Genomic DNA, 20817 nt, shown 5'->3' on the forward strand with positions numbered 1-20817 from the left:
TCAGGGGGAGCGGCGGTGTTAACGCGCCTGACCGGATCCGGGTCTCCCGGTCCGGTCAGGTTGCCCCCCTCGGGGGGGCGGCCGCCAGGCGGCCGGGGGCACCATCACTTCGTGCCGAAGATCTTGTCGCCGGCGTCGCCGAGGCCGGGGATGATGTAGCCGTTCTCGTCCAGGTGGCTGTCGATCGCCGCCGTCCAGCAGCGCACGTCGGGGTGGGCGGTGTCCAGCGCCTTGATGCCCTCGGGCGCCGCCACCAGCACCAGCGCGCGGATGTCGGTGCAGCCGCGGCGCTTGAGCAGGTCGACGGTGGCGATCATCGAGCCGGCCGTGGCCAGCATCGGGTCGACGATCAGCGCGGTACGTTCGTCAAGGTGGCCGACGAAACGCTCGAAGTAGTGCTCGGGCTGCAGCGTCTCGTGGTTGCGCGACAGGCCGACGACGCTGACCTTGGCGTTGGGCACCATGTCGAGCACACCGTCGAGCATGCCGATGCCGGCACGCAGGATCGGCACCACCGTCACCTTGCGCCCGGCGATCTGCTCGATCGTCGCCGGGCCGCTCCAGCAGTCGATCTGGATCGGCTCCAGCGGGAAGTCGGCCGTCGCCTCATAGGCCAGCAGGCGCGCGATCTCGTTGGTCAGCTCGCGGAACTTCTTCGTCGAGATGTCTTTCTCGCGCAGCAGGCCGACCTTGTGGCGCACCAGCGGATGACGGACTTCGATGACAGGCATGTTGAAACTCGGAATTCGGTGATCCTGCCAGTGTAGCCAGTGGCCGCCGCCGCGAGCTTGCGGCAGGTGCAGGTGCTCAGCGGGTGCTGGTGCGCTGGCGCAGCGCCTCGTACAGGCAGATGCCGGCGGCGACCGAGACGTTCAGGCTCTCGACCGCACCCTGCATCGGGATGCTCACCAACTCGTCGCAGGTCTTGCGCGTCAGCTGGCGCATGCCGTGGCCCTCGGCGCCCAGCACCAGCGCCACCGGGCCGGCGAGGTCGACGTCGTAGATCGTCTTCGTCGCGTCGTCGGAGGTGCCGATGATGCGCAGGTCGCGCTCCTTCATCTCGCCCAGCGAGCGCGCGAGGTTGGTCACCATCAGGTAGGGCACGGTCTCGGCGGCGCCGCTGGCGACCTTGGCCACCGTCGCGTTCAGGCCCACCGCGTGGTCCTTGGGCGCGACGACGGCGCAGGCGCCGGCACCGTCGGCCACGCGCAGGCAGGCGCCCAGGTTGTGCGGGTCGGTGACGCCGTCGAGCACCAGCACCAGCGGCGCGCCGGCGGCGGCGTCGAGCGCGTCGTCCAGCGAGTGGGTCGGCGCCAGCGGCGTCACGCGCGCCACGACGCCCTGGTGGCGGCCGCTGCCGGCGAGCTGGGTCAGGCGCTCGCCGTCGCTGTCGACCAGCTTGGCACCGGCGGCTTCGGCCCGTTCGACGAACTGGCGCATGCGCGCGTCGCGGCGCGTCGCATCGACGTGGATTTCCTTGACCGACTGCGGCGCGGTCTTCAGCCGCACCGTCACGGCGTGGAAGCCGAACAGGACCTTGTTGCTCACGGGGTTCACCTGGGAAAGCGCCCGCCGAAGGGACGGCGGGACGAAGGCGCGCATCGTAGCCGCTCGCCCGCCGGCGAACCCCCATCGGCCTCAGTTCGACGCGTCGGGGAAACGTGTCAGCGTCTTCACGCCCGGCACCGGCGCCGTGCGTACGGTGTTCATGATGCCGGCCAGGAAGGTGTAGTAGCCGACGACGCCGGCGGTGTCGAGCACACCCTGCTCGCCGAAGCGCTTGAGCGTCGCTTCGTAGGTCTTGTCGGAGACGCGGCGGTTGCGCAGCAGCTCGTCGGTGAAGTCGTAGATGATGGCCTGGTCAGGCGTCAGCTCGGTCGGGCGGCGGCCTTCGGCAATCGCGTCGATGACCTCGGGCTTGATGCCCTGCTTGGCGGCGATCGTCACGTGGTAGGTCCACTCGTAGTCCTGGCTCCACGAGCGCGCGACCATCAGGATCACCATCTCCGACAGCGGCATGCCGATCGAGGCGTTGTAACGCAGGTAGCTGCCCATCGTGTGGGCGTTGGTCATCAGCTTCGGGCTGCGGATCAGCACCGAGAACGGGCCGAAGACCGGGTACTTGCGCGTCGCGAGGAACTCCTCGGCGGCGGCACGCTGGGCGTCGTTGTAGTCCTCCACCTTCACCGGCGGCATGCGTTCGGCGGCCACGGCCGGCACGGCGAAGGACAGCGCCGTGCCGGCGACAAGAGCGGCGCCGGCGATGGCGGCGAGCTGGGTGGTGTTCTTCTTCATGGGGGTGACTCCAGGTCCTCAGACAGCCGAACAGTCGGCGCACCCCAAGCGCAAAGCTCGTGCCACGCAAGAACATCGTCTTCGGCGACGAAATCCTGCGTTTTTCGCTGCAAAGCGCGCAACACGCTTCGCGCTGCGCAAACCGCTGCGCAGCGGGACGCTCAGCGCCCGATCAGCCCCAGCGACAGCAGCGCCGTCAGCGCGCCGATGAACACCGGCTGGTGGACCATGTAGAACGACAGCGACCAGCGCCCCAGCAGCGCCAGCGGTGCCAGCACGCGCGGCAGTGCGCCGGTCAGCCAGCCGCGGCGGCGGGCGAGCGCCCACTGCCCCGCCGCCAGCCCCCAGAGCATCACGCCCCACCAGGGCAGCAGCGGCACGTAGTCCTCGGTGACCGGCTTGTGCGTCACCAGGCCGACCCAGTTCGTCCAGCGCGTGTCGAAGAACGCGTGCTGCCAGACGAAAGGCAGCACGATGGCCACGGCACCCAGCGGCCACAACCAGCGCCCGAGCGGTGCGGCCAGCCGGGAGAGGATCAGCATCAGCGCGATGCCGTGCAGCACGCCGAAGCTGATCCAGCTGTGCGGGAACATCGTCGCCGAGCCGGCGCTGACCAGCAGCGCGCAGCCCGCCACCTGCGCCCAGCGGCGCCAGAAACGCGGCCAGCCCTGGCCGGCGTCGAGTGCCGCGGCCTGGCCGAGCCCGGCGCAGAACAGGAACAGGCTGACGATCGCCGTGCGCTGCAGCGTCCAGAACGCATCGCCGTAGAAGTCCTGGCGCGGGTCGAGCAGCCGGAAGTGGTTCAGGTCGAACGAGAAGTGGTAGGCCGCCATCCAGACGATGGCCAGGCCGCGCAGCGCGTCCAGGCGGTCGAAGCGTTCAGCACCCCGGCTCATGCCGTCTTCTCGTAAACGTCGGCGAAGCCCTGCCCGTCCCAGGCGTACAGCAGGTGCGCGGCGTGCAGGCAGGGCCCGGCACCGCGCGGGCGGAACAGGCCGACGCACTCGCCGCCGGCGTGGCGCACGCTGCGGTAGACGACGCCGTGCGAGCCGGCGGCGCGCAGCGCGGCGGCCAGCGCGCGCGAGGCGCCGTAGTCGCTGGCGGCGTAGACCGCGTCGTCGACGGCGCCGGGCGGGCGCAGGTCGTGCAGCCGGGCGTCGATCGGCACGTGGTACAGCCGCATCGGCAAATGCATCGCCGGCTGGCGCGTCGCGGCGAGGAAACGGGCGTGGTGGTAACGCGTCTCGGCGATCGCGGTCTCGCGTTCGCGCGCGGCGTAGAACACGCCCCAGCGGCCGTCGGAGAAGCGGCTGCCGTCCGGGTTGACGTGGGTGAAGGCGGCCATCACCGGCCCGCTGCCCGGACCGAAGACACGCTCGGCGCGCGGCACGCGTTCGACGTGGCCCAGTTCCTCGCGCAGGCGTTCGTTGGTCAGCGCCTCCAGCGCGTACAGCGCGTCGAAGTCCTCGGCGTCGGCGACGCGGTCGAACAGCGTCACCGACGGATAACGCGTCGGCACGATGCGACAGGCCTGCGTCCAGCGGACGCGGCGGACGTCGGGTGTGTTCAGGACCAGCCGCCGCCGCGCACGCCGTCGAGGTAGCGGCGCACGAAGTTGAGGTCGCCGACGTTGCCGGCCAGCATGCGCTGCAGCGCGCTGCGGCCGCCGAAGGCCTCGGCGCTGTTGGGCCGGCGAACCCAGGCGTCGGCCGCGGCCGGCTCGGGCAGCAGGATCTGCAGCGACTTGTAGATGCCGAGCAGGTTGGACAGCCGCTCCAGCGTGTCGCGCGACAGCCGCGCCTTCTCGGGGTGCTGGCGCCAGGCGAAGAAGGTGGAGCGCGCCGGCTGGCCCAGCAGCACGAGCTGCTCGTCGACGCTCAGCCCCCAGGCCTCGGCGATGCGGGCAAACGCCCGCAGGCCGGCCGCGGCCATGCGTTCGTCGGAGACGTCGGCAAAAGCGGGAGCGGTTTCGGTGGCAACGAGGCGCATGACATCCAATCTCAGACCACGACCTCATCGTAGTCCAAAAATGGACACCGCGCCAGCACGCGGCCGGCGTTCAGCCGCCGTCGAGCTGCCGGCGCGCGGTCTCGTTGATCAGCCGCAGCTCGGCCAGCGTCGCATCCAGGCCGGCGCGTTTGGCTTCCAGCTCGCGGATCGCCAGGTCGGTGCGTTCGACGACGTAGGCCAGCTGCTGCGTGCGGCCCTCGCCGTTGTCGCCGTAGAGGTCCAGGTAGTGCTTGATCTCGGCCAGCGAGGCGCCGATGGCCTTGCTGCGCAGGATCAGCGCCAGCCGCGCGCGGTCGCGCCGGGTGTAGACGCGGGCGCCGTTGACGCGGCGCGGCGCCAGCAGGCCCTTGTCCTCGTAGAAGCGGATCGTGCGCAGCGTGATGCCGAACTCGCGGCACAGCTCGGTGATGCCGAACAGCTCGCCGGTGTCCGGATCCCGGTGCGACGCCACCACCGCCTGGGCGGCGGCGTCATCGGGTCGATCCGGGGTGTCGAGCATCGGCGGATGCTAGACGATGCGCTGAAGCTTCAGCGCGACGCTCATGTCGCCGCTGACCTTGATCTTGCCGGTCATGAACGCGGTCGCCGGCTGCAGTTCGCCCTTGATCATCGCGACCAGGTTGTCGTGCGTGATGCCGACGGTGCAGTCGGTGTCGCGGTCGACGTTGTCGACGGTGTTGGGCACGGCGCGGCCGTCGATGACGACGACGCCGTCGGCGCCGCAGTCGAACTTCAGCGTCGCGTTCAGGCCGCTGGCCTCGCCGACCTTGCGGCGCAGTTCTTCGGTGCAGGCTTGAAGGTCCATCGGATCGGGGCTCCTGTGTGCTGCGGCGCATCGTAGCCAGCGCACATGCCGCTGAGATCATGGAAATTACCAACCCGTCACCCTGTTGACGTTAACGTCACCCACCGCGCCTAATGCCGCCGCATCCACCCGAAGGCGAGGCGCGATGAACGAGTCCGGCTACCGCAGCGTGTTCCGTCCCGGCCTGTTCGCCGGGCAGCTGCACTGGGTCACCGGCGGCGGCAGCGGCATCGGCCGCTGCGTCGCGCACGAGCTGGCGGCGCTGGGCGCGACGGTCGTCATCAGCGGCCGCCAGGCCGACAATCTGGCACGTGTGGCCGCCGAGATCGCCGAGGACGGCGGACGCTGCGAAACCGTGGTGCTCGACATCCGCGACGAAGACGCGGTGAAGGCCGCCGTCGCCCGCGTCGTCGCCGAACACGGCGCCATCGCCGGCCTCGTCAACAACGCCGGCGGCCAGTTCCCGGCGCCGCTGATGGCGATCTCGAAGAAGGGCTTCGATGCCGTCGTCGCCAACAACCTGACCGGCGGCTTCCTGATGATGCGCGAGGTCTTCCTGCAGAGCATGCAGGACAGCGGCGGCGCCATCGTCAACATGACCGCCGACTTCCGCAACGGCATGCCTGGCATGGGCCACAGCGGCGCGGCGCGCGCCGGCATGGCCAACCTGACGATGACGGCGGCCTTCGAATGGGCGCACGCCGGCGTGCGCGTCAACGCCGTCGCGCCGGGCTGGATCGCCTCCAGTGGCCTGGACCGCTACGGCCCGGAGATGAAGCCGATCATCGCCTCGCTCGCCGGCCAGGTGCCGCTGCGCCGGCTGGGTGTCGAGGCCGAAGTGAGCGCGGCCATCGTCTTCCTGCTGTCGCCGGCGGCGGCCTTCGTCACCGGCGTCACCTTGCCGATCGACGGCGGCGCGCCGCTGGGCAACCAGAGCTTCCCAATGGGCCGGACGGCGCGGTCGACTCCGTTCGACGGCTTCCACCGCGCGACGACGCCCGAGGTGCTGCGCTGATGCCCGCGCTGGTCTCGCGGTTGGACCCGCGTTCGGCGGCTTTCGCCGCCAACGCGGCTCGCATGCACGAGCGCCTGGCCGAGGTGCGCGCGCTCGAAGCCAAGGTCGTCGCCGAATCGGCGAGCAAGGCCGAGAAGTTCGCCGCGCGCGGCCAGCTGCTGCCGCGGGAACGTGTCGCGCGCCTGCTCGACCGCGGCAGCGACTTCCTCGAGCTCTCGCCGCTGGCCGGCCTCGGGATGCACGACGACGACGGCCGCAAGAGCGTGCTCGGCGGCGGCTCCATCGTCGGCATCGGCAGCGTCGCCGGGCGGCGCGTGCTGGTCACCGCCAGCGACAGCGCCGTCAAGGGCGGCACCGTCGCGCCGATGGGGCTGAAGAAGGCGCTGCGGGCGCAGGAGCTGGCGCGCGAGAACAAGCTGCCGCTGGTGGCGCTGGTCGAGTCGGGTGGCGCCAACCTGATGTACCAGGCGGAGATCTTCGTCGACGGCGGGCGCAGCTTCGCCAACCAGGCGCGGCTGTCTGCTGCCGGCATTCCGCAGATCGCCGTCGTGCACGGCTCGTCCACCGCTGGCGGCGCCTACCTGCCGGGGCTGTCGGACTACGTCGTGCTGGTGCGCGGGCGTTCCAGCATCTACCTCGCCGGACCGCCGCTGGTGAAGGCCGCGATCGGCGAGGACGCCACCGACGAAGAGCTGGGCGGCGCCGAACTGCACGCCCAGGTCACCGGCCTGGGCGAGTACCTGGCCGAGGACGACGCGCACGCGATCGAACTCACGCGCGAACTGCTGGCCCGCCTGCCCTGGGACACGGTCTCTGCGCTGCCGCCCGCGCCCGAGCCGCTGTACCCGGCCGAGGAGCTGATGGGCGTCGTGCCGGCCGACGAACGCACACCCTACGACGTGCGCGAGGTGCTGGCGCGCCTCGTCGACGGCTCGGAGTTCCTCGAGTTCAAGGCCGGCTACGCGCCCGACACCGTCTGCGGCCACGCGCGGCTGATGGGCCACGACGTCGGCCTCGTCGGCAACAACGGCCCGATCCAGCCCGCCGGATCGACCAAGGCCGCGCAGTTCATGCAGCTGTGCGACCAGTCGGGCACGCCGCTGGTCTTCCTGCAGAACACCACCGGCTACATGGTCGGCCGCGAGGCCGAACGCGCCGGCGCGATCAAACACGGCAGCAAGATGATCCAGGCGGTGGCCAACGTGCGCGTGCCGAAGTTCACCGTCGTGCTCGGCGGCAGCTACGGCGCCGGCAACTACGGCATGTGCGGTCGCGGTTTCGACCCGCGTTTCATCTTCGCCTGGCCCAGCGCGCGCACCGCGGTGATGGGCGGCGCCCAGGCGGCGCAGGTGATGGATTTGCTGAACCGCCAGAAGCTGGAACGTTTGGGCCTGCCGGCCGACGAAGCGGCGCTGGCGGCGATGAGCGACGCGCTGCGCCGGCGCCTGGACGCCGAGAGCACGGCGCTGTTCGGCACCGCGCGGCTCTGGGACGACGGCATCGTCGACCCGCGCGACACGCGCCGCGTGCTGGGCCTGTGCCTGTCGATTGCCGAAGAGGCCGGGCGCCGCCAGCTGCGTCCGAACAGCTACGGCGTCGCCCGCTTCTGAGCCCACGAGAAACGAGGAGTCATCCGATGCAGTTCACGCCCGAACACCGCCAGATCGAGGACATCGTCACCCGCTTCGTCGACAAGGAGCTGAACCCGCATGTCGCCGCCTGGGAGGCGGCCGAGGAGTTCCCCAGCCACGAGGTCTTCAAGAAGCTCGGCGACCTGGGGCTGCTGGGCCTGAAGTACCCGACCGAGTACGGCGGCGCCGGGCTGGACTTCAGCTACTCGATGGTGATGGCCGAGGCGCTGGGCGCCTGCCACTGCGGCGGCGTGCCGATGGCCATCGGCGTGCACACCGACATGGCGACGCCGGCGCTGGCGCGTTTCGGCAGCGAGGAGCTCAAGCGCGAATTCCTCGTGCCGACGATCGCCGGCGACTACGTCGCCTGCCTGGGCGTCAGCGAGCCCGGCGGCGGCAGCGACGTCGCCGCGGTCAAGACGACGGCGCGCACCGAAGGCGGCGACTACGTCGTCAACGGCACGAAGATGTGGATCACCAACGGCCTGAAAGCCGACTGGTGCTGCCTGCTGGCCAACACCAGCGAAGGCCCGCCGCACCGCAACAAGAGCCTGATCGTCGTGCCGATGGACGCGCCCGGCATCACGCGGCAGAAGATCCGCAAGATCGGAATGCACGCCAGCGACACCGCGCAGCTCTTCTTCGACAACGTGCGCGTGCCGCGCCGGAACCTGATCGGCCAGGAAGGCATGGGCTTCACCTTCCAGATGCTGCAGTTCCAGGAGGAGCGGCTGTGGGGCGCGGCCTCGTCGCTGAAGAGCCTGGACCGGCTGATCGACCTGACGATCGACTACACCCGCCAGCGCCAGGCTTTCGGCAAGCCCATCCTCGACAACCAGGTCGTGCACTACCGCCTGGCCGAGCTGCGCACCGAGGTCGAGGCGCTGCGCGCGCTGACCTACCGCGCCGTCGAGCTCTATGTCGCCGGCCAGGACGTCACGCGGCTGGCGAGCATGGCCAAGCTCAAGTGCGGGCGGCTCTCGCGCGAAGTCACCGACAGCTGCCTGCAGTACTGGGGCGGCATGGGCTACACGCCGGAGAACCCGATCTCGCAGGCCTGGCGCGACTCGCGCCTGGTGTCGATCGGCGGCGGTGCCGACGAGGTGATGCTGGGCATCATCTGCAAGCTCGAGAACACGCTGCCGGGGCGTCGATGAGCACGCCGGTCGTCGTCCAGGAGGACACGCGCGGCGTGCTGACGCTGACGCTGTCGCGCCCCGAGGTGCGCAACGCGATGTCGCTGGAGATGGTGCTGGCGCTGCGCACCGCGCTGGCCGAGGCCGAAGCCGGCGGCCGCGTGCGTGTCGTCGTGCTGCGCGGCGCCGGCGGCCACTTCTGCGCCGGCGCCGACATCGCCGACATGGCCGCGGCGCGCGCCCGGCTGGCCGAGGACCCGAAGGCGATCGAGAAGGTGAGTGCCGCCTTCGGCGAGCTCTGCGCCGCTTTCGCCGCCACGGGGCTGGCCACGGTCGCCTTGCTCGAAGGCAGCGTGATGGGCGGCGGCCTCGGCCTGGCCTGCGTCGCCGACGTCGCCATCGCCGCCACCAGCGCGGTCTTCCGCCTGCCCGAGACCTCGCTCGGGCTGGTGCCGGCACAGATCGCGCCCTTCCTCGTCGAGCGCCTGGGGCCGTCGCAGGCGCGGCGGCTGGTGGTCTGCGGCGGCAAGCTCGACGCGCACGCGGCGCTGGCCGTCGGCCTGGTGCACGAGCTGCACGCCACCGGCGCGCTGGACCACGCGCTGGAGAAGGTGCTGCTGGACATCCTGCGCTGCGCGCCGGGCGCGGTGGCCGCCAGCAAGGCGCTGGTCGGCCAGGCGCGCTGGCAGCCCGCGGCAGGGCTGGTGGCGCACGCGGCGGAAGTGTTCTCGCGCGCCGCGCTGGGCCCCGAAGGCGTCGAGGGCACGACCGCCTTCCTCGAACGCCGCGCGGCGGCCTGGGCGCCCCGATGAGCCGGCGCTTCGAAACCGTGCTCGTCGCCAACCGCGGCGAGATCGCCTGCCGCGTGATGCGCACGGCGCGCCGCCTGGGTTACCGCACGGTGGCCGTCTACAGCGACGCCGACGCGGCGGCGCCGCACGTGCGCCAGGCCGACCTCGCCGTGCGCCTGGGGCCGGGGCCGGCGTCGGAGTCCTATCTGAACGTCGCCGCGGTGCTGGACGCCGCGGCGCGTGCCGGCGCCGACGCCGTGCACCCCGGCTACGGGTTCCTGTCCGAACGCGCCGATTTCGCCGCCGCGGTCGAGGCCGCCGGCTTGGTGTTCATCGGCCCGCCGGCCGAAGCCATCCGCGCGATGGGCGACAAGGCCGGCGCCAAGCGCCGCATGCTCGCCGCCGGCGTGCCCTGCGCGCCGGGTTACCTGGGCGACGAGCAGGACGAGGGGCGTCTGGCCGCCGAAGCCGAAGCCCTGGGCGTGCCGCTGCTGGTGAAAGCCGTGGCCGGCGGCGGCGGGCGCGGCATGCGCCTGGTGCGCCGCGCCGACGAGCTGGCCACGGCGCTGGCAGGCGCACGCCGCGAAGCCGAGAGCGCTTTCGGCGACGGCCGGCTGATGCTGGAACGGCTCATAGCCGGCGCACGCCACGTCGAGGTCCAGGTCTTCGCCGACGCGCACGGCCACGCCGTCCACCTGGGTGAACGCGACTGCACGGCGCAGCGGCGGCGGCAGAAGGTCGTCGAAGAGGCGCCGTCGCCGATCGTCGGCCCCGAGATGCGCGCCACGATGGGCCGCGACGCGGTGGCCGCGGCGCTGGCCGTCGGCTACCGCGGCGCCGGCACCGTCGAGTTCGTCGTCGACGCCGGGGGCCGGCATTTCTTCCTCGAGATGAACACGCGGCTGCAGGTCGAACATCCGGTCACCGAGGCGATCACCGGGCTGGACCTGGTCGAATGGCAGCTGCGCATCGCCGCCGGCGAGCCGCTGCCGCTGACGCAGGATCAGATCCGCTTCGACGGCCACGCGGTCGAAGCCCGGCTCTACACCGAAGACCCGTATGCCGGCTGGACGCCGCAGACCGGCCGTGTGCTGCACTGGCGGCCCGAAGACGCCGGGCTGCGCGTCGACCACGGCCTGGCCGAAGGCGGCGAAGTGCCGCCGTATTACGACGCGATGGTCGCCAAGTTCGTCGCCCACGGCCGCGACCGCACCGACGCCTTGCGCCGGCTGCGCCGCGCGCTGGCCGATGCGCCGCTGTTAGGCTTGCGCAGCAACGCCGGTTTCCTGCGTGCGCTGCTGGCGCACCCGGACTTCGTCGCCGCGCGTTTGACGACGACACGCCTGGACGAATGGGCCGAACACGGCGAGCCGCTGCTGCAGCGCCCTTGCCCGCCCGAGGCCGCGTGGGCGCTGGCCGCAGCGCTGCTCGCCACCGGCGCCGGCTGGCGGCCCGCCGGCCTGGCCACCAGCGAACTGACGCTGGCCCACGACGGCGAGCGCCGCACGCTGCGCGCGCCGCCGCCTGGCCTTCAGGTGCTCGAATGGGCCGCCGACGGCCGCGTGCGCTGGCAAGCCGACGGCCTGCAGCGCCACGCGCTGGCACGCCGCGACGGCGCCACGCTGCACCTGGCGCTGGACGGCGAGGTCTTCGTCTTCAGCGAGCCCATGGCCGGCGCACGCGACGTGGCCGAAGACGCCTCGCGCGCCTGCGCGCCGGTGGCCGGCGTCGTCGCCCAGGTGCTGGTGGCGCCGGGCGATCGGGTCGAAACCGGCCAGCGCCTGGCCTGCGTCGAGGCGATGAAGATGGAGATGTGGCTGCAAGCCGGCGCCGCCGGCGTCGTGCGCGCGGTGCACGCCGCTGCCAAGGACCCGGTGGCCGCCGGGGCGCTGCTGGTCGAACTGGAGCTGGATTCATGAGCCTGGAACCCGCGATCCTGACCTGCGCGCTGACCGGCGTGCTGACCAACCCCGACCAGCACCCGGTGCCGGTGACACCCGAGCAGATGGCGCGCGAGGCGCGCGCCGCCTTCGACGCCGGCGCCAGCGTGATGCACGTGCACCTGCGCGACCAGACGCCGGGCCGCGGTTTCATGCCGACGTGGGACCCGGAGGTCGCCGCCGCCGTCTGCGACGCGATCCGCGAGGCCTGCCCCGGCGTCATCCTCAACCTGACGACCGGCGTGCTCGGCCCCGACATAGCAGGCCCGGAGGCCTGCATCCGCCGCGTGCGCCCCGAGATCGCCGCCTGCAACGCCGGCAGCCTGAACTACCTGAAGCTGCGCGAGGACGGCCGCTGGGCCTGGCCGCCGATGGTCTTCGACAACCCGGTCGACAAGATCGAGCGTTTCGTCGCCGTGATGCGCGAATGCGGCACGCATCCGGAGTTCGAGTGTTTCGACGTCGGCATCGTGCGCAGCGTCGGCCTGTTCGCCAAGGCCGGCCTGGTCGACGGCACGCCCGAGCTGAACTTCGTGATGGGCGTGGCCAGCGGCATGCCTTGCGACGCCGCGCTGCTGGCGCTGCTGCCGGGTTACGCGCCGCCGGGCGCGGTGTGGCAGGCGACGCTGATCGGCCGCGCCGAGATCTGGCCGGTGCACCAGCGCGCCGCCGAGCTGGGCGGCATGCTGCGCACCGGGCTCGAAGACACCTTCTACCTGCCCGACGGCCGGCGCGCACGCGGCAACGGCGAGCTGATCGAGGCGCTGGCCGACTGCGCACGGCGCGCCGGGCGCGCCATCGCGACGCCGGCGCAGGCCCGCGCCCGGCTGGGGCTGGCGCCGTGACGACGCCCGCAGCACGCCGCAGCGCCGCCGAGCAGCAGCGGCTGGAAGCGGCCTTCACCGAGATGTTCGAGCAGCAGATCGTCTTCAACCGCGTGCTCGGGCTGAAGGTCGAGTCGCTGGCGCCCGGCGACGTGCGCCTGTCCTTCGAGATGCGGCCCGAGCTGATCGGCCACTTCCTGCACCAGCGCCTGCACGGCGGCGCGATCTCGGCGACGCTGGACGCCACCGGCGCGCTGGCGCTGATGGTCGCGATCGCCGAACGCCACCCGGCCGACGACGCCCAGCAGGTGCTGCAGCGTTTCGCGCGCATGGGCACGATCGACCTGCGCACCGACTTCCTGCGCCCCGGGCTGGCGCCGCGCTACGTCGCGCAGGCCGAGGTCACGCGCCTGGGCGGGCGTGTCGGCTCGACGCAGATGCGGCTGATCGACGACAGCGGCCAGCTGATCGCCACGGGTTCGGGCTCGTACATCGTCAGCTGAGAAAATCGGCGCCGACAAGGCCACGTGGGGGCCGCTTGGCCCCGCATCAACGATGAGACACACGCCGATCGCCCTCGCCTTCCTCCTCACCAGCCTGGCGCTGCCGCTGCAGGCGCGCACCGAAGCCGGCCCGCGGCCGATCACGCCGCGCGGCGCGCTGTCGGCCGAGGAGACGGCCAACATCGAACTCTTCCGCAAGGCCTCGCCGTCGGTCGTGCACATCACGACGCTGGCCGCGCGGCGCGACTTCTTCTCGCTCAACGTGCAGCAGGTGCCGGCCGGCACCGGCACCGGCTTCGTCTGGGACGAGGCCGGCCACATCGTCACCAACTTCCACGTCATCCAGGGCGGCAGCGGCGCGCAGGTGACGCTGGCCGACCAGACCAGCTACGAAGCCGAACTGGTCGGCGCCTTCCCCGACCGCGACCTCGCGGTGCTGCGCATCAAGGCGCCGCGCGAAAAGCTGCCGCCGATCGCCATCGGCGCCAGCCGCGAGCTGCGGGTCGGCCAGCGCGTCTACGCGATCGGCAACCCCTTCGGGCTGGACCAGACGCTGACCACCGGCATCGTCAGCGCGCTGGGCCGCGAGATCGAGTCCTTCAACAACCGCACGATCCGCGGCGTGATCCAGACCGACGCGGCGATCAACCCCGGCAACTCCGGCGGCCCGCTGCTCGACAGCGCCGGCCGGCTGATCGGCGTGAACACGCAGATCGCCAGCCCCAGCGGCGCCAGCGCCGGCATCGGCTTCGCGATCCCGGTCGACGAGGTCAACCGCATCGTGCCGCGGCTGATCCGCGACGGGCGTTTCCTGCGCCCGGCGATCGGCGTCACCGCGGGGCCCGAGAACCTCACGCGGGCCCTGGGCCTGCCACGCGGCGTGCCGCTGGTGCAGGTGCAGCCGGGCGGCCCGGCGGCCAAGGCGGGCCTCAAACCCTTCCAGCGCGGGCGCGGCTCGCAGATCGTCGCCGGCGACGTCATCACCGCGGTGGCTGGCGAGGCGGTCGACAGCCTGGACGACATCCTGTCGCTGCTGGAAACACGCCAGCCCGGCGACCGCGTGAACCTGACCGTCTGGCGCTCCGGCCAATCGCGCAGCGTGACGGTGACGCTGGGCAGCGCCGAATAGCTCAGGTCGGCAGGACGATCTCGACGTCGTCGTCGGGGCCGGACTTGGCGGACGGCGGCGAGGTGGCCTCGCCGGTCTGCGACAGCATGGTCTGCGGCAGCGGCTCGGCCGGTGCCGCCTCGGCGGGCGGCGCACCGAGCACCGGCAGCACCGGGGGTGGTTTCGGCGGCTCCGGCGGATGCGAGCGCGCCAGCGCTGCCGGCACGCTGCCAAAGGTCGGTTTCGGTTTGGGCGGCTTGGGCCGCGGCAGCGGCGGCAGCGGCAGGTCGCGCCAGCCGTCCCAGCCGGGCGGCAGCACGCCGGGTGGCGGCGGCGAGATCTCCTCGAGCACGTTGCCGGCGCTGTCGGTCACGGTGACCTGCTGGGCGACCGAGTTGGCCGCCAGCGCGCGGCCGAAACGCCGCGCCACCGACAGGTCGCTGTGCCAGATCTGGGCGTGCTTGACGAGCCGCCCGTCGCTGTCGCGCCCGACCTCGACGACACGGTACAGCGGACCCTCGGCGCGCCCTTGCTGGCGCGAGAGTTCGCGGCGTACCTTGTCCAGCAGTTCGGCGCCGGCCGGCTCCTGGCCGTCGGCCTTGCCCTCGGCCATCACGTTTCCATTGGTTGGTCCAGCCGGAAAGCATAGCGGCGGCGCGCCGCGCCACGCGCATCCGACATCCGCTGGGGGCTTGACGACCCTCCGGTCGTGGAGAAATCACGCTTGATGCGGCGGCGACGGCACGAGGCAGCGCTGCGCTAGCATCGCGCCCCATGCAAGTCGTCTGCCTCGACCTCGAAGGGGTGCTGGTCCCCGAGATCTGGATCGCGTTCTCGCAACGCACCGGCATCGCCGCCTTCTCGCGCACGACGCGCGACGAGCCCGACTACGACAAGCTGATGCGCTGGCGTCTGGCGATGCTGCGCGAGCACGGCCTGAAGCTGGCCGACATCCAGGAGGTCATCGCCGGCATGGCGCCGCTGCCCGGCGCGCGCGAGTTCCTTGACGACCTGCGCTCGCGCTACCAGGTGATCATCCTGTCGGACACCTTCTACGAGTTCGCCGACCCGCTGATGCGCCAGCTCGGCCGGCCGACGCTGTTCTGCCACCGGCTGGAGATCGAAGCCGAAGGCTACGTCGCCGACTACAAGCTGCGCCAGCCCGACCAGAAGCGCCACGCGGTCAACGCGCTGAAGTCGCTGAACTTCCAGGTCATCGCCGCCGGCGACTCTTACAACGACACCGGCATGCTCGGCGCCGCCGACGCCGGCTTCTTCATCCACCCGCCCGAGAGCATCGTCGCGCAGTTCCCGCAGTTCCCGGTGAACCGCCACTACGACGAGCTGAAGGCGTCGATCGACGGCGCTGCAGCGCGCCTGCGCGGCTGAACGGCCGCCGTCCCGCCGTGCGCGACACACTTGAACTGCTCGCGCCGGCGCGCGACGCCGACGTTGGCATCGAAGCCGTCAACCACGGCGCCGACGCCGTCTACATCGGCGGCCCGAGCTTCGGCGCGCGCGACAAGGCCGGCAATGCGCTGGCCGACATCGAACGCCTGGCGCGCCACGCGCACCGCTGGAACGCGCGCGTCTTCGTCACGCTGAACACCATCCTGCGCGACGACGAACTGGAAGACGCACGCCGCCTGGCCTGGGACGTCTGGCGCGCCGGAGCCGACGCGCTGATCGTCCAGGACATGGGCCTGCTGGAGCTGGACCTGCCGCCGATCCAGCTGCACGCCAGCACGCAGACCGACATCCGCACGCCGGAGAAAGCGCGTTTCCTGCAGGACGCCGGCTTCTCGCAGCTGGTGCTGGCGCGCGAGCTGACGCTGGCCGAGATCGAGGCCGTGGCCGCCGCGGCGCCCGGCGTCGTGCTGGAGTTCTTCGTGCACGGCGCGCTGTGCGTCGCCTACAGCGGCCAGTGCTACATCAGCCACGCGCACACCGGGCGCAGCGCCAACCGCGGTTCGTGCTCGCAGGAGTGCCGGCTGCCGTACACGGTGACCGACGCCCAGGGCCGCATCGTCGCGCACGAGAAGCACGTGCTCTCGCTGAAGGACAACGACCAGGGCGCCAACCTGCCGGCGCTGGTGGCCGCCGGCGTGCGCAGCTTCAAGATCGAGGGCCGCTACAAGGACATGGGCACGGTGAAGAACGTCACCGCGCACTACCGCCAGCTGCTGGACCGGCTGCTCGACGAGCGCCCCGAGCTGCGCGCCGCCTCCAGCGGCCGCTGCCGCTATACCTTCACGCCCGACCCGGCGCGCAGCTTCAACCGCGGCGCGACCGACTACTTCGTCAACGGCCGCCAGAGCGACATCGGCGCCTTCGACACGCCCAAACACGCCGGCATCGAGATCGGCCACGTCACGCGGGTCGGCAAGGACCACTTCGACCTCGTGCTCGCCGACGCCTCGGCGGCGCTGAACAACGGCGACGCGCTGACTTGGTGGGACCGCCAGGGCGAGCTGCAGGGCGTGCCGGTCAACGTCGCCACGCCGCTGGGCGGCCGCGCCTGGCGCGTGCAGCCCAACGCGGCTATCGAGACCCTGAAGGACCTGCGCCGCGACGCCGCCATCAGCCGCAACCGCGACATGGCCTGGGACCGGCTGCTGGAGAAGAAGTCGGCCGAGCGCCTGATCCCGGTCGACCTGCGTTTCGAGGCCACCGGCCAAGGCTTCGCGCTGCAGCTCGTCGACGCCGACGGCCATTACGCGCATGCCGAGGTCGTGCACGCGCACCAGCTGCCGAAGGACGCGGCGCGCAACGAATCGACGCTGCGCGAGAACCTGGCGCGCCTGGGCGGCACGATCTTCGAGGCACGCGGCGTCGACATCGTGGCGCCGTGGTTCGTGCCGGCGTCGGTCGCCAACGCCCTGCGCCGCGACGCCGTCGCGGCCCTGGAAGCGGCCCGCGCCGCAGCTTTCGAGCCGCTGCCGCGTGCGACGCCGAAAGACCCGCCGGCGCCGTACCCCGAGGACACGCTGAGCTATCTGGCCAACGTGCACAACACCAAGGCCGCGGCGTTCTACGCGCGCCACGGCGTCAAGGTCATCGAAGCGGCCTACGAGAGCCACGAGCGCAGCGACGAGGTCAGCCTGATGATCACGCGCCACTGCGTGCGCTGGTCGCTGTCGCTGTGCCCCAAGCAGGCCAAGGGCGTCATCGGCGTGCAGGGCACGGTGCGCGCCGAGCCGCTGACGCTGGTCTCCGGCGGCGAACGCCTGACGCTGCGCTTCGACTGCAAGCCCTGCGAGATGCACGTCGTCGGCCGCATCAGGAAGAGCGTGCTGCGCGAGGCGGCAGCGGTGCCGATGCAGTTCTACCGGACGAAACCGGCGGGCAAGCCGGCACGGCGGGCCGGCTGAGGCCGGTCAGCGTTCGCCGTCGGCGGCGGGCAGCGCGGTGGCCTGCGACCAGACGGCCTGCCAGACGTCGCCGCGCAACTCGTAGCTGTCGGTGTGCCAGCAGCGGAGCGTGCGGCCGGACGGAAAACCGAGTTCGGCTACGTAGCGCACCACCGCCATCGTCGTAGAACGCCGGACCCGCATCGGGCCGTGGTGCCAGGCGGCGTAAAACGGGCCGGCGGCGATCTCGGCCAGATAGCGCTCTCGCGAGAAGGCGCGGCCCGCAGGCGTGAGCAGTTCGTAATCCGGCGCGTGCAGGCGCTCGATCAACACGAGGTCGCGGTCGACGAGGGCGCGTGTGCGCCGCTGCTCGAGTCCCCGGAAAAAGTCGTCGTCGGGCTCGGACACGGCCTTGGCCCGTTCAGCGCCGGTCGACCAAGGCGTGGGCGATCGTGCCCAGGTCGACGTACTCGATTTCGCTGCCCGCCGGCACGCCGCGCGCCAGGCGCGTGACCTTCAGGCCGCGGGAACGCAGCGCCTGGGCCAGCGCGTGCGCGGTGACCTCGCCTTCGGCAGTGAAGCTGGTGGCGAGGATGACTTCCTGCACGGTGCCGTCGCTCGCGCGTTCGATCAGCTCGGCGGCGCCGATGTCGCCGGCGCCGATGCCGTCCAGCGGCGACAGCCGGCCCATCAGCACGAAGTACAGGCCGCGGTAGCCGCCGCTGCGTTCCAGCGCGTGCTGGTCGGCCGGCGTCTCGACGACGCACAGCAGCCGGGCGTCGCGCTCGGGGTCGCGGCAGACCGGGCAGACCTCGTCTTCGGTGAAGGTGTGGCAGCGCGCGCAGTGGTGCACACGCTCGGCCGCGACGTCCAGCGCGTGCGCCAGGCGGCGCGCGCCATCGCGGTCGTGCTGCAGCAGGTGGAAGGCGACGCGCTGCGCCGACTTCTGGCCGACGCCCGGCAGCCGCCGCAGCGCCTCGATCAGCGCGTCGAGCGCGGTGTCGGCCATCGGCAAGGCGTCAGAACGGGAACTTCATGCCCGGCGGCATCGGCATGCCGGCCGTCAGCTTGCCCATCTTCTCGGCGCTGATCTCGTCGGCACGGCGCACGGCATCGTTGAACGCGGCGGCGACCAGGTCTTCGAGCATGTCCTTGTCGTCGGCCAGCAGGCTGGGGTCGATGCTCAGGCGGCGCACGTCGTGCTTGCAGGTCATCACGACCTTCACCAGGCCGGCGCCCGACTGGCCCTCGACCTCCAGCTGCGCCAGCTCTTCCTGGGCGCGCTTCATGTTTTCCTGCATCGCCTGGGCCTGCTTCATCAGCCCGGCGAGTTGGCCCTTCATCATCGTCGTGTCCTTTCGTGGCGGCCTCGGGGCCGCCGAAAACGCGGGATTATCGTCGTGCGGCAGCGCCGCTCAGACCGGCTTGATCGAGTTCGGCACCAGGCGTGCCGTGGGGAACTGACGCATCAGCTCCAGCACCACCGGGTCGTGGCGGATCGTGTGCTCGGCCTCCTGCTGGCGGCGCGTGCGCTCCCAGGCGTCACGCTTGGCCGGCGTGTCCTCGGGCGAACCGGGTTCGAGCACCAGATCGACCGGCGCGCCGAGCTCCGCGGCCATCGCGGCCGCCAGCTTCTCGCGCAGCGCATTGGTGCGCAGCGACTCGCGTTCGACCTGCAGCCGCCAGCGCTGCGGCGCGGCGGCCTCGTCGACCTCGACCAGCCCGCCCTGCCAGGCGAGTTCACGCAGCAGCGCCGAGACGGCACCGCGCTCGGCCATCGCCTGGCACAGCGCATACCAGCGGTCGCCCAGCGGCGTGCGCGGCGGCGGCGCGGGCGGCTCGTCGCGGCGCACCGGGCGCGGGCGGCGTTCGACGGGAGGCGGTTCGTCGGGCACGGCGTCGACCGGAGCGGGCTCGAAGCGCTCGGGCTCCGGATCCGGCACTGCAGCCGGCCTGCGCGACGGCGCCGGAACGGCGTGTCGGTACTCGCCTTCGGGCGGCGGCTCGTCGTCACGGCCCCAGGGCGGCTCGTCGTCAGGCGGTGCCGAGCGCGTTTCGATGCGTTCAGGAGCCGCCTGCGGCGCCGGCGCAGGAGGTTCGCGGCGGCGTTCGGCAACAGGCGCGGACGCGGGTGCCGCAGGCTGCGGCGCGACCACCGGCGCCACCGGCACAGGCCGCGGCGGCGGCGAGGCCGGGACGACCGGCGCAGCAGCCTTGGCCACCGGCATCGTCATCGCCGGCGGCGATGGCGCGCGCAGCGGCGCCGAACGCGGCGCTTCGCGCGGCGGCACCGGCGCGGCACCGGCCGGCGGGAAGGCCAGCAGGCGCAGCAGCACCATCGTCAGCGCGCCGTACTCGTCGCTCATCAGCGCCAGCTCGGCGCGGCCGTGCAGCGCGATGCTGTAGAGCAGCTGCGTCTCGTCGGGTGGCAGCACGCTGGCCAGCGCACGCGCGTCCTCGGTGTCGGGGTCCTGCGCATCCAGCGCGCCGGGAACGGCCTGCTCGACGGCCATCTGCTGCAGCAGCGAGGCCAGTTCCTCCAGCGTCGCCGAGGCCGACAGGCCCATCGCGCGCAGCGCGTCGACGGTGGCCAGCACCGCGGCGCCGTCGCGTGCGGCCAGCGCCTCGACGAGCCGGCGTGCATGGCCGCGGTCGACGCTGCCCAGCATGCCGCGCACGACGGCCTCGTCGACCCGGCCGCCACCGTAGGCGATGGCCTGGTCGGTCAGCGACAGCGCGTCGCGCATCGATCCGCGCGCGGCACGCGAGAGCAGGCGCAGCGAGGCCTCGTCGTGCGGCACGTGCTCGGCGGCCAGCACCTCCTGCAGGTGCTCGTGCACCGTCTGCGGCGCCATCGGCCGCAGGTTGAACTGCAGGCAGCGCGACAGCACCGTCGGCAGCATCTTCTCCGGGTCGGTCGTCGCGAGCACGAACTTCAGGTACTCGGGCGGCTCCTCCAGCGTCTTCAGCAGCGCGTTGAAGGCGTCCTTGGTCAGCTGATGCGCCTCGTCGATCATGAAGACCTTGAAGCGGCCGATGCCGGGCTTGTAGGCGGCACGCTCGATCAGGTCGCGGATCTCGTCGATGCTGCGGTTGCTGGCCGCGTCGAGCTCGATGTAGTCGATGTAGCGGTCGCCGTCGATCTCGGTACAGGCGCTGCAGACGCCGCAGGGATGCGCGGTGATGCCGCCGGTGCCATCGGGCCCGGTGCAGTTCAGGCTCTTGGCCAGGATGCGCGAGACGGTGGTCTTGCCAATCCCGCGCGTGCCGGTGAAGAGGTAGGCGTGGTGCAGCCGCTGCTGCTCCAGCGCGTTGCTCAGCGCACGGACGACGTGCTCCTGGCCGACCATCTGGTCGAAGCTGCGGGGACGGTATTTGCGCGCGAGGACGACGTAGCTCACCGGGCCAT

Annotated in this window: 23 protein-coding genes; 10 read left to right on the top strand and 13 right to left on the bottom strand. The window is 71.9% G+C overall.

The features are described 5' to 3' along the window. Positions 1-104: 104 nt before the first annotated feature. The 8 genes from upp to RGE_RS15995 form a co-directional block, all read right to left on the bottom strand. Positions 105-731: a uracil phosphoribosyltransferase gene (gene upp / locus RGE_RS15960; RefSeq protein WP_014429478.1), complete on the bottom strand. Its 627-nt coding sequence runs from the start codon at positions 729-731 to the stop codon at positions 105-107. A gap of 76 nt (positions 732-807) precedes the next feature. Beyond that, positions 808-1602, bottom strand: a complete 795-nt coding sequence (gene rlmB, locus RGE_RS15965; protein ID WP_052311015.1) for a 23S rRNA (guanosine(2251)-2'-O)-methyltransferase RlmB — start codon at positions 1600-1602, stop codon at positions 808-810. A gap of 36 nt (positions 1603-1638) precedes the next feature. Then, the gene (locus RGE_RS15970; RefSeq protein WP_014429480.1) at positions 1639-2295 is read right to left on the bottom strand and encodes a carboxymuconolactone decarboxylase family protein; all 657 of its coding nucleotides are present in this window, start codon (positions 2293-2295) and stop codon (positions 1639-1641) included. Positions 2296-2456: 161 nt separating this feature from the next. Further along, positions 2457-3191, bottom strand: coding sequence for a DUF1624 domain-containing protein (locus RGE_RS15975; RefSeq protein WP_014429481.1), 735 nt, complete (start codon positions 3189-3191; stop codon positions 2457-2459). Next, on the bottom strand, positions 3188-3814 hold the full coding sequence (locus RGE_RS15980; protein ID WP_014429482.1) for an RES family NAD+ phosphorylase: 627 nt from the start codon (positions 3812-3814) through the stop codon (positions 3188-3190). The genes RGE_RS15975 and RGE_RS15980 overlap by 4 nt, the downstream gene beginning before the upstream one ends. 47 nt (positions 3815-3861) lie before the next feature. Then, on the bottom strand, positions 3862-4284 hold the full coding sequence (locus RGE_RS15985; RefSeq protein ID WP_014429483.1) for an MbcA/ParS/Xre antitoxin family protein: 423 nt from the start codon (positions 4282-4284) through the stop codon (positions 3862-3864). A gap of 70 nt (positions 4285-4354) precedes the next feature. Continuing rightward, a complete protein-coding gene (locus tag RGE_RS15990; RefSeq protein WP_014429484.1) occupies positions 4355-4804 on the bottom strand; it encodes a MerR family transcriptional regulator in 450 nt (149 codons plus the stop codon). 9 nt (positions 4805-4813) lie between these two features. Next, on the bottom strand, positions 4814-5110 hold the full coding sequence (locus tag RGE_RS15995; RefSeq protein WP_014429485.1) for an SCP2 sterol-binding domain-containing protein: 297 nt from the start codon (positions 5108-5110) through the stop codon (positions 4814-4816). 145 nt (positions 5111-5255) lie between these two features. Here RGE_RS15995 and RGE_RS16000 point away from each other — a divergent pair, with 145 nt between their 5' ends. The 8 genes from RGE_RS16000 to RGE_RS16035 are packed head-to-tail and all read left to right on the top strand — an operon-like array spanning position 5256 to position 14079. After that, the gene (locus RGE_RS16000; protein WP_014429486.1) at positions 5256-6125 is read left to right on the top strand and encodes an SDR family oxidoreductase; all 870 of its coding nucleotides are present in this window, start codon (positions 5256-5258) and stop codon (positions 6123-6125) included. After that, positions 6125-7735 (top strand): acyl-CoA carboxylase subunit beta, encoded by a 1611-nt coding sequence (locus RGE_RS16005; RefSeq protein WP_014429487.1) that lies wholly within the window; start codon positions 6125-6127, stop codon positions 7733-7735. Before RGE_RS16000 ends, RGE_RS16005 begins: the two co-directional genes overlap by 1 nt. 26 nt (positions 7736-7761) lie before the next feature. After that, positions 7762-8913, top strand: a complete 1152-nt coding sequence (locus RGE_RS16010; protein ID WP_014429488.1) for an acyl-CoA dehydrogenase family protein — start codon at positions 7762-7764, stop codon at positions 8911-8913. Next, positions 8910-9704 carry an enoyl-CoA hydratase/isomerase family protein gene (locus tag RGE_RS16015; RefSeq protein WP_014429489.1) on the top strand — a complete coding sequence of 265 codons (795 nt, stop codon included), beginning with the start codon at positions 8910-8912 and terminating at the stop codon, positions 9702-9704. The genes RGE_RS16010 and RGE_RS16015 overlap by 4 nt, the downstream gene beginning before the upstream one ends. Then, positions 9701-11602, top strand: coding sequence for an acetyl/propionyl/methylcrotonyl-CoA carboxylase subunit alpha (locus RGE_RS16020; RefSeq protein WP_014429490.1), 1902 nt, complete (start codon positions 9701-9703; stop codon positions 11600-11602). Before RGE_RS16015 ends, RGE_RS16020 begins: the two co-directional genes overlap by 4 nt. Then, positions 11599-12468, top strand: coding sequence for a BKACE family enzyme (locus RGE_RS16025; RefSeq protein ID WP_014429491.1), 870 nt, complete (start codon positions 11599-11601; stop codon positions 12466-12468). The genes RGE_RS16020 and RGE_RS16025 overlap by 4 nt, the downstream gene beginning before the upstream one ends. Beyond that, on the top strand, positions 12465-12950 hold the full coding sequence (locus RGE_RS16030) for a thioesterase family protein (protein WP_014429492.1): 486 nt from the start codon (positions 12465-12467) through the stop codon (positions 12948-12950). The genes RGE_RS16025 and RGE_RS16030 overlap by 4 nt, the downstream gene beginning before the upstream one ends. Positions 12951-13002: 52 nt before the next feature. After that, on the top strand, positions 13003-14079 hold the full coding sequence (locus RGE_RS16035) for a S1C family serine protease (RefSeq protein ID WP_014429493.1): 1077 nt from the start codon (positions 13003-13005) through the stop codon (positions 14077-14079). A gap of 1 nt (position 14080) precedes the next feature. On the opposite strand, the gene RGE_RS16040 is transcribed toward RGE_RS16035, so the two are convergent. After that, on the bottom strand, positions 14081-14671 hold the full coding sequence (locus RGE_RS16040; protein WP_014429494.1) for a hypothetical protein: 591 nt from the start codon (positions 14669-14671) through the stop codon (positions 14081-14083). A gap of 161 nt (positions 14672-14832) precedes the next feature. Here RGE_RS16040 and thrH point away from each other — a divergent pair, with 161 nt between their 5' ends. Further along, a complete protein-coding gene (gene thrH / locus RGE_RS16045; protein ID WP_014429495.1) occupies positions 14833-15447 on the top strand; it encodes a bifunctional phosphoserine phosphatase/homoserine phosphotransferase ThrH in 615 nt (204 codons plus the stop codon). Between the two features lie 17 nt (positions 15448-15464). Then, positions 15465-17429 carry a peptidase U32 family protein gene (locus RGE_RS16050; RefSeq protein ID WP_014429496.1) on the top strand — a complete coding sequence of 655 codons (1965 nt, stop codon included), beginning with the start codon at positions 15465-15467 and terminating at the stop codon, positions 17427-17429. A 6-nt stretch (positions 17430-17435) separates the two neighbouring features. Here the strand turns inward: RGE_RS16050 and RGE_RS16055 are convergent, their stop codons facing one another. From RGE_RS16055 to dnaX, 4 genes are all read right to left on the bottom strand, one after another. Further along, positions 17436-17816, bottom strand: coding sequence for a nuclear transport factor 2 family protein (locus RGE_RS16055; RefSeq protein ID WP_014429497.1), 381 nt, complete (start codon positions 17814-17816; stop codon positions 17436-17438). Between the two features lie 13 nt (positions 17817-17829). Continuing rightward, entirely contained in the window at positions 17830-18417 is a 588-nt protein-coding gene (gene recR / locus RGE_RS16060) for a recombination mediator RecR (RefSeq protein WP_014429498.1), read from the bottom strand. A 10-nt stretch (positions 18418-18427) separates the two neighbouring features. Then, positions 18428-18754, bottom strand: coding sequence for a YbaB/EbfC family nucleoid-associated protein (locus RGE_RS16065; protein WP_014429499.1), 327 nt, complete (start codon positions 18752-18754; stop codon positions 18428-18430). A 69-nt stretch (positions 18755-18823) separates the two neighbouring features. Continuing rightward, positions 18824-20809: a DNA polymerase III subunit gamma/tau gene (dnaX, locus tag RGE_RS16070; RefSeq protein WP_014429500.1), complete on the bottom strand. Its 1986-nt coding sequence runs from the start codon at positions 20807-20809 to the stop codon at positions 18824-18826. Between the last annotated feature and the right edge of the window lie 8 nt (positions 20810-20817).

The organism is Rubrivivax gelatinosus IL144, assembly GCF_000284255.1.
In the GTDB taxonomy this organism is placed as follows: domain Bacteria; phylum Pseudomonadota; class Gammaproteobacteria; order Burkholderiales; family Burkholderiaceae_C; genus Rubrivivax; species Rubrivivax gelatinosus_A.

Bases quoted from the DNA above. Each gene is read 5' to 3' on its own strand.
- upp (WP_014429478.1), bottom strand. From the start codon at position 731: ATGCCTGTCATCGAAGTCCGTCATCCGCTGGTGCGCCACAAGGTCGGC.
- rlmB (WP_052311015.1), bottom strand. From the start codon at position 1,602: ATGCGCGCCTTCGTCCCGCCGTCCCTTCGGCGGGCGCTTTCCCAGGTG.
- RGE_RS15970 (WP_014429480.1), bottom strand. From the start codon at position 2,295: ATGAAGAAGAACACCACCCAGCTCGCCGCCATCGCCGGCGCCGCTCTT.
- RGE_RS15975 (WP_014429481.1), bottom strand. From the start codon at position 3,191: ATGAGCCGGGGTGCTGAACGCTTCGACCGCCTGGACGCGCTGCGCGGC.
- RGE_RS15985 (WP_014429483.1), bottom strand. From the start codon at position 4,284: ATGCGCCTCGTTGCCACCGAAACCGCTCCCGCTTTTGCCGACGTCTCC.
- RGE_RS15990 (WP_014429484.1), bottom strand. From the start codon at position 4,804: ATGCTCGACACCCCGGATCGACCCGATGACGCCGCCGCCCAGGCGGTG.
- RGE_RS15995 (WP_014429485.1), bottom strand. From the start codon at position 5,110: ATGGACCTTCAAGCCTGCACCGAAGAACTGCGCCGCAAGGTCGGCGAG.
- RGE_RS16000 (WP_014429486.1), top strand. From the start codon at position 5,256: ATGAACGAGTCCGGCTACCGCAGCGTGTTCCGTCCCGGCCTGTTCGCC.
- RGE_RS16005 (WP_014429487.1), top strand. From the start codon at position 6,125: ATGCCCGCGCTGGTCTCGCGGTTGGACCCGCGTTCGGCGGCTTTCGCC.
- RGE_RS16010 (WP_014429488.1), top strand. From the start codon at position 7,762: ATGCAGTTCACGCCCGAACACCGCCAGATCGAGGACATCGTCACCCGC.
- RGE_RS16015 (WP_014429489.1), top strand. From the start codon at position 8,910: ATGAGCACGCCGGTCGTCGTCCAGGAGGACACGCGCGGCGTGCTGACG.
- RGE_RS16020 (WP_014429490.1), top strand. From the start codon at position 9,701: ATGAGCCGGCGCTTCGAAACCGTGCTCGTCGCCAACCGCGGCGAGATC.
- RGE_RS16025 (WP_014429491.1), top strand. From the start codon at position 11,599: ATGAGCCTGGAACCCGCGATCCTGACCTGCGCGCTGACCGGCGTGCTG.
- RGE_RS16035 (WP_014429493.1), top strand. From the start codon at position 13,003: ATGAGACACACGCCGATCGCCCTCGCCTTCCTCCTCACCAGCCTGGCG.
- RGE_RS16040 (WP_014429494.1), bottom strand. From the start codon at position 14,671: ATGGCCGAGGGCAAGGCCGACGGCCAGGAGCCGGCCGGCGCCGAACTG.
- thrH (WP_014429495.1), top strand. From the start codon at position 14,833: ATGCAAGTCGTCTGCCTCGACCTCGAAGGGGTGCTGGTCCCCGAGATC.
- recR (WP_014429498.1), bottom strand. From the start codon at position 18,417: ATGGCCGACACCGCGCTCGACGCGCTGATCGAGGCGCTGCGGCGGCTG.
- RGE_RS16065 (WP_014429499.1), bottom strand. From the start codon at position 18,754: ATGATGAAGGGCCAACTCGCCGGGCTGATGAAGCAGGCCCAGGCGATG.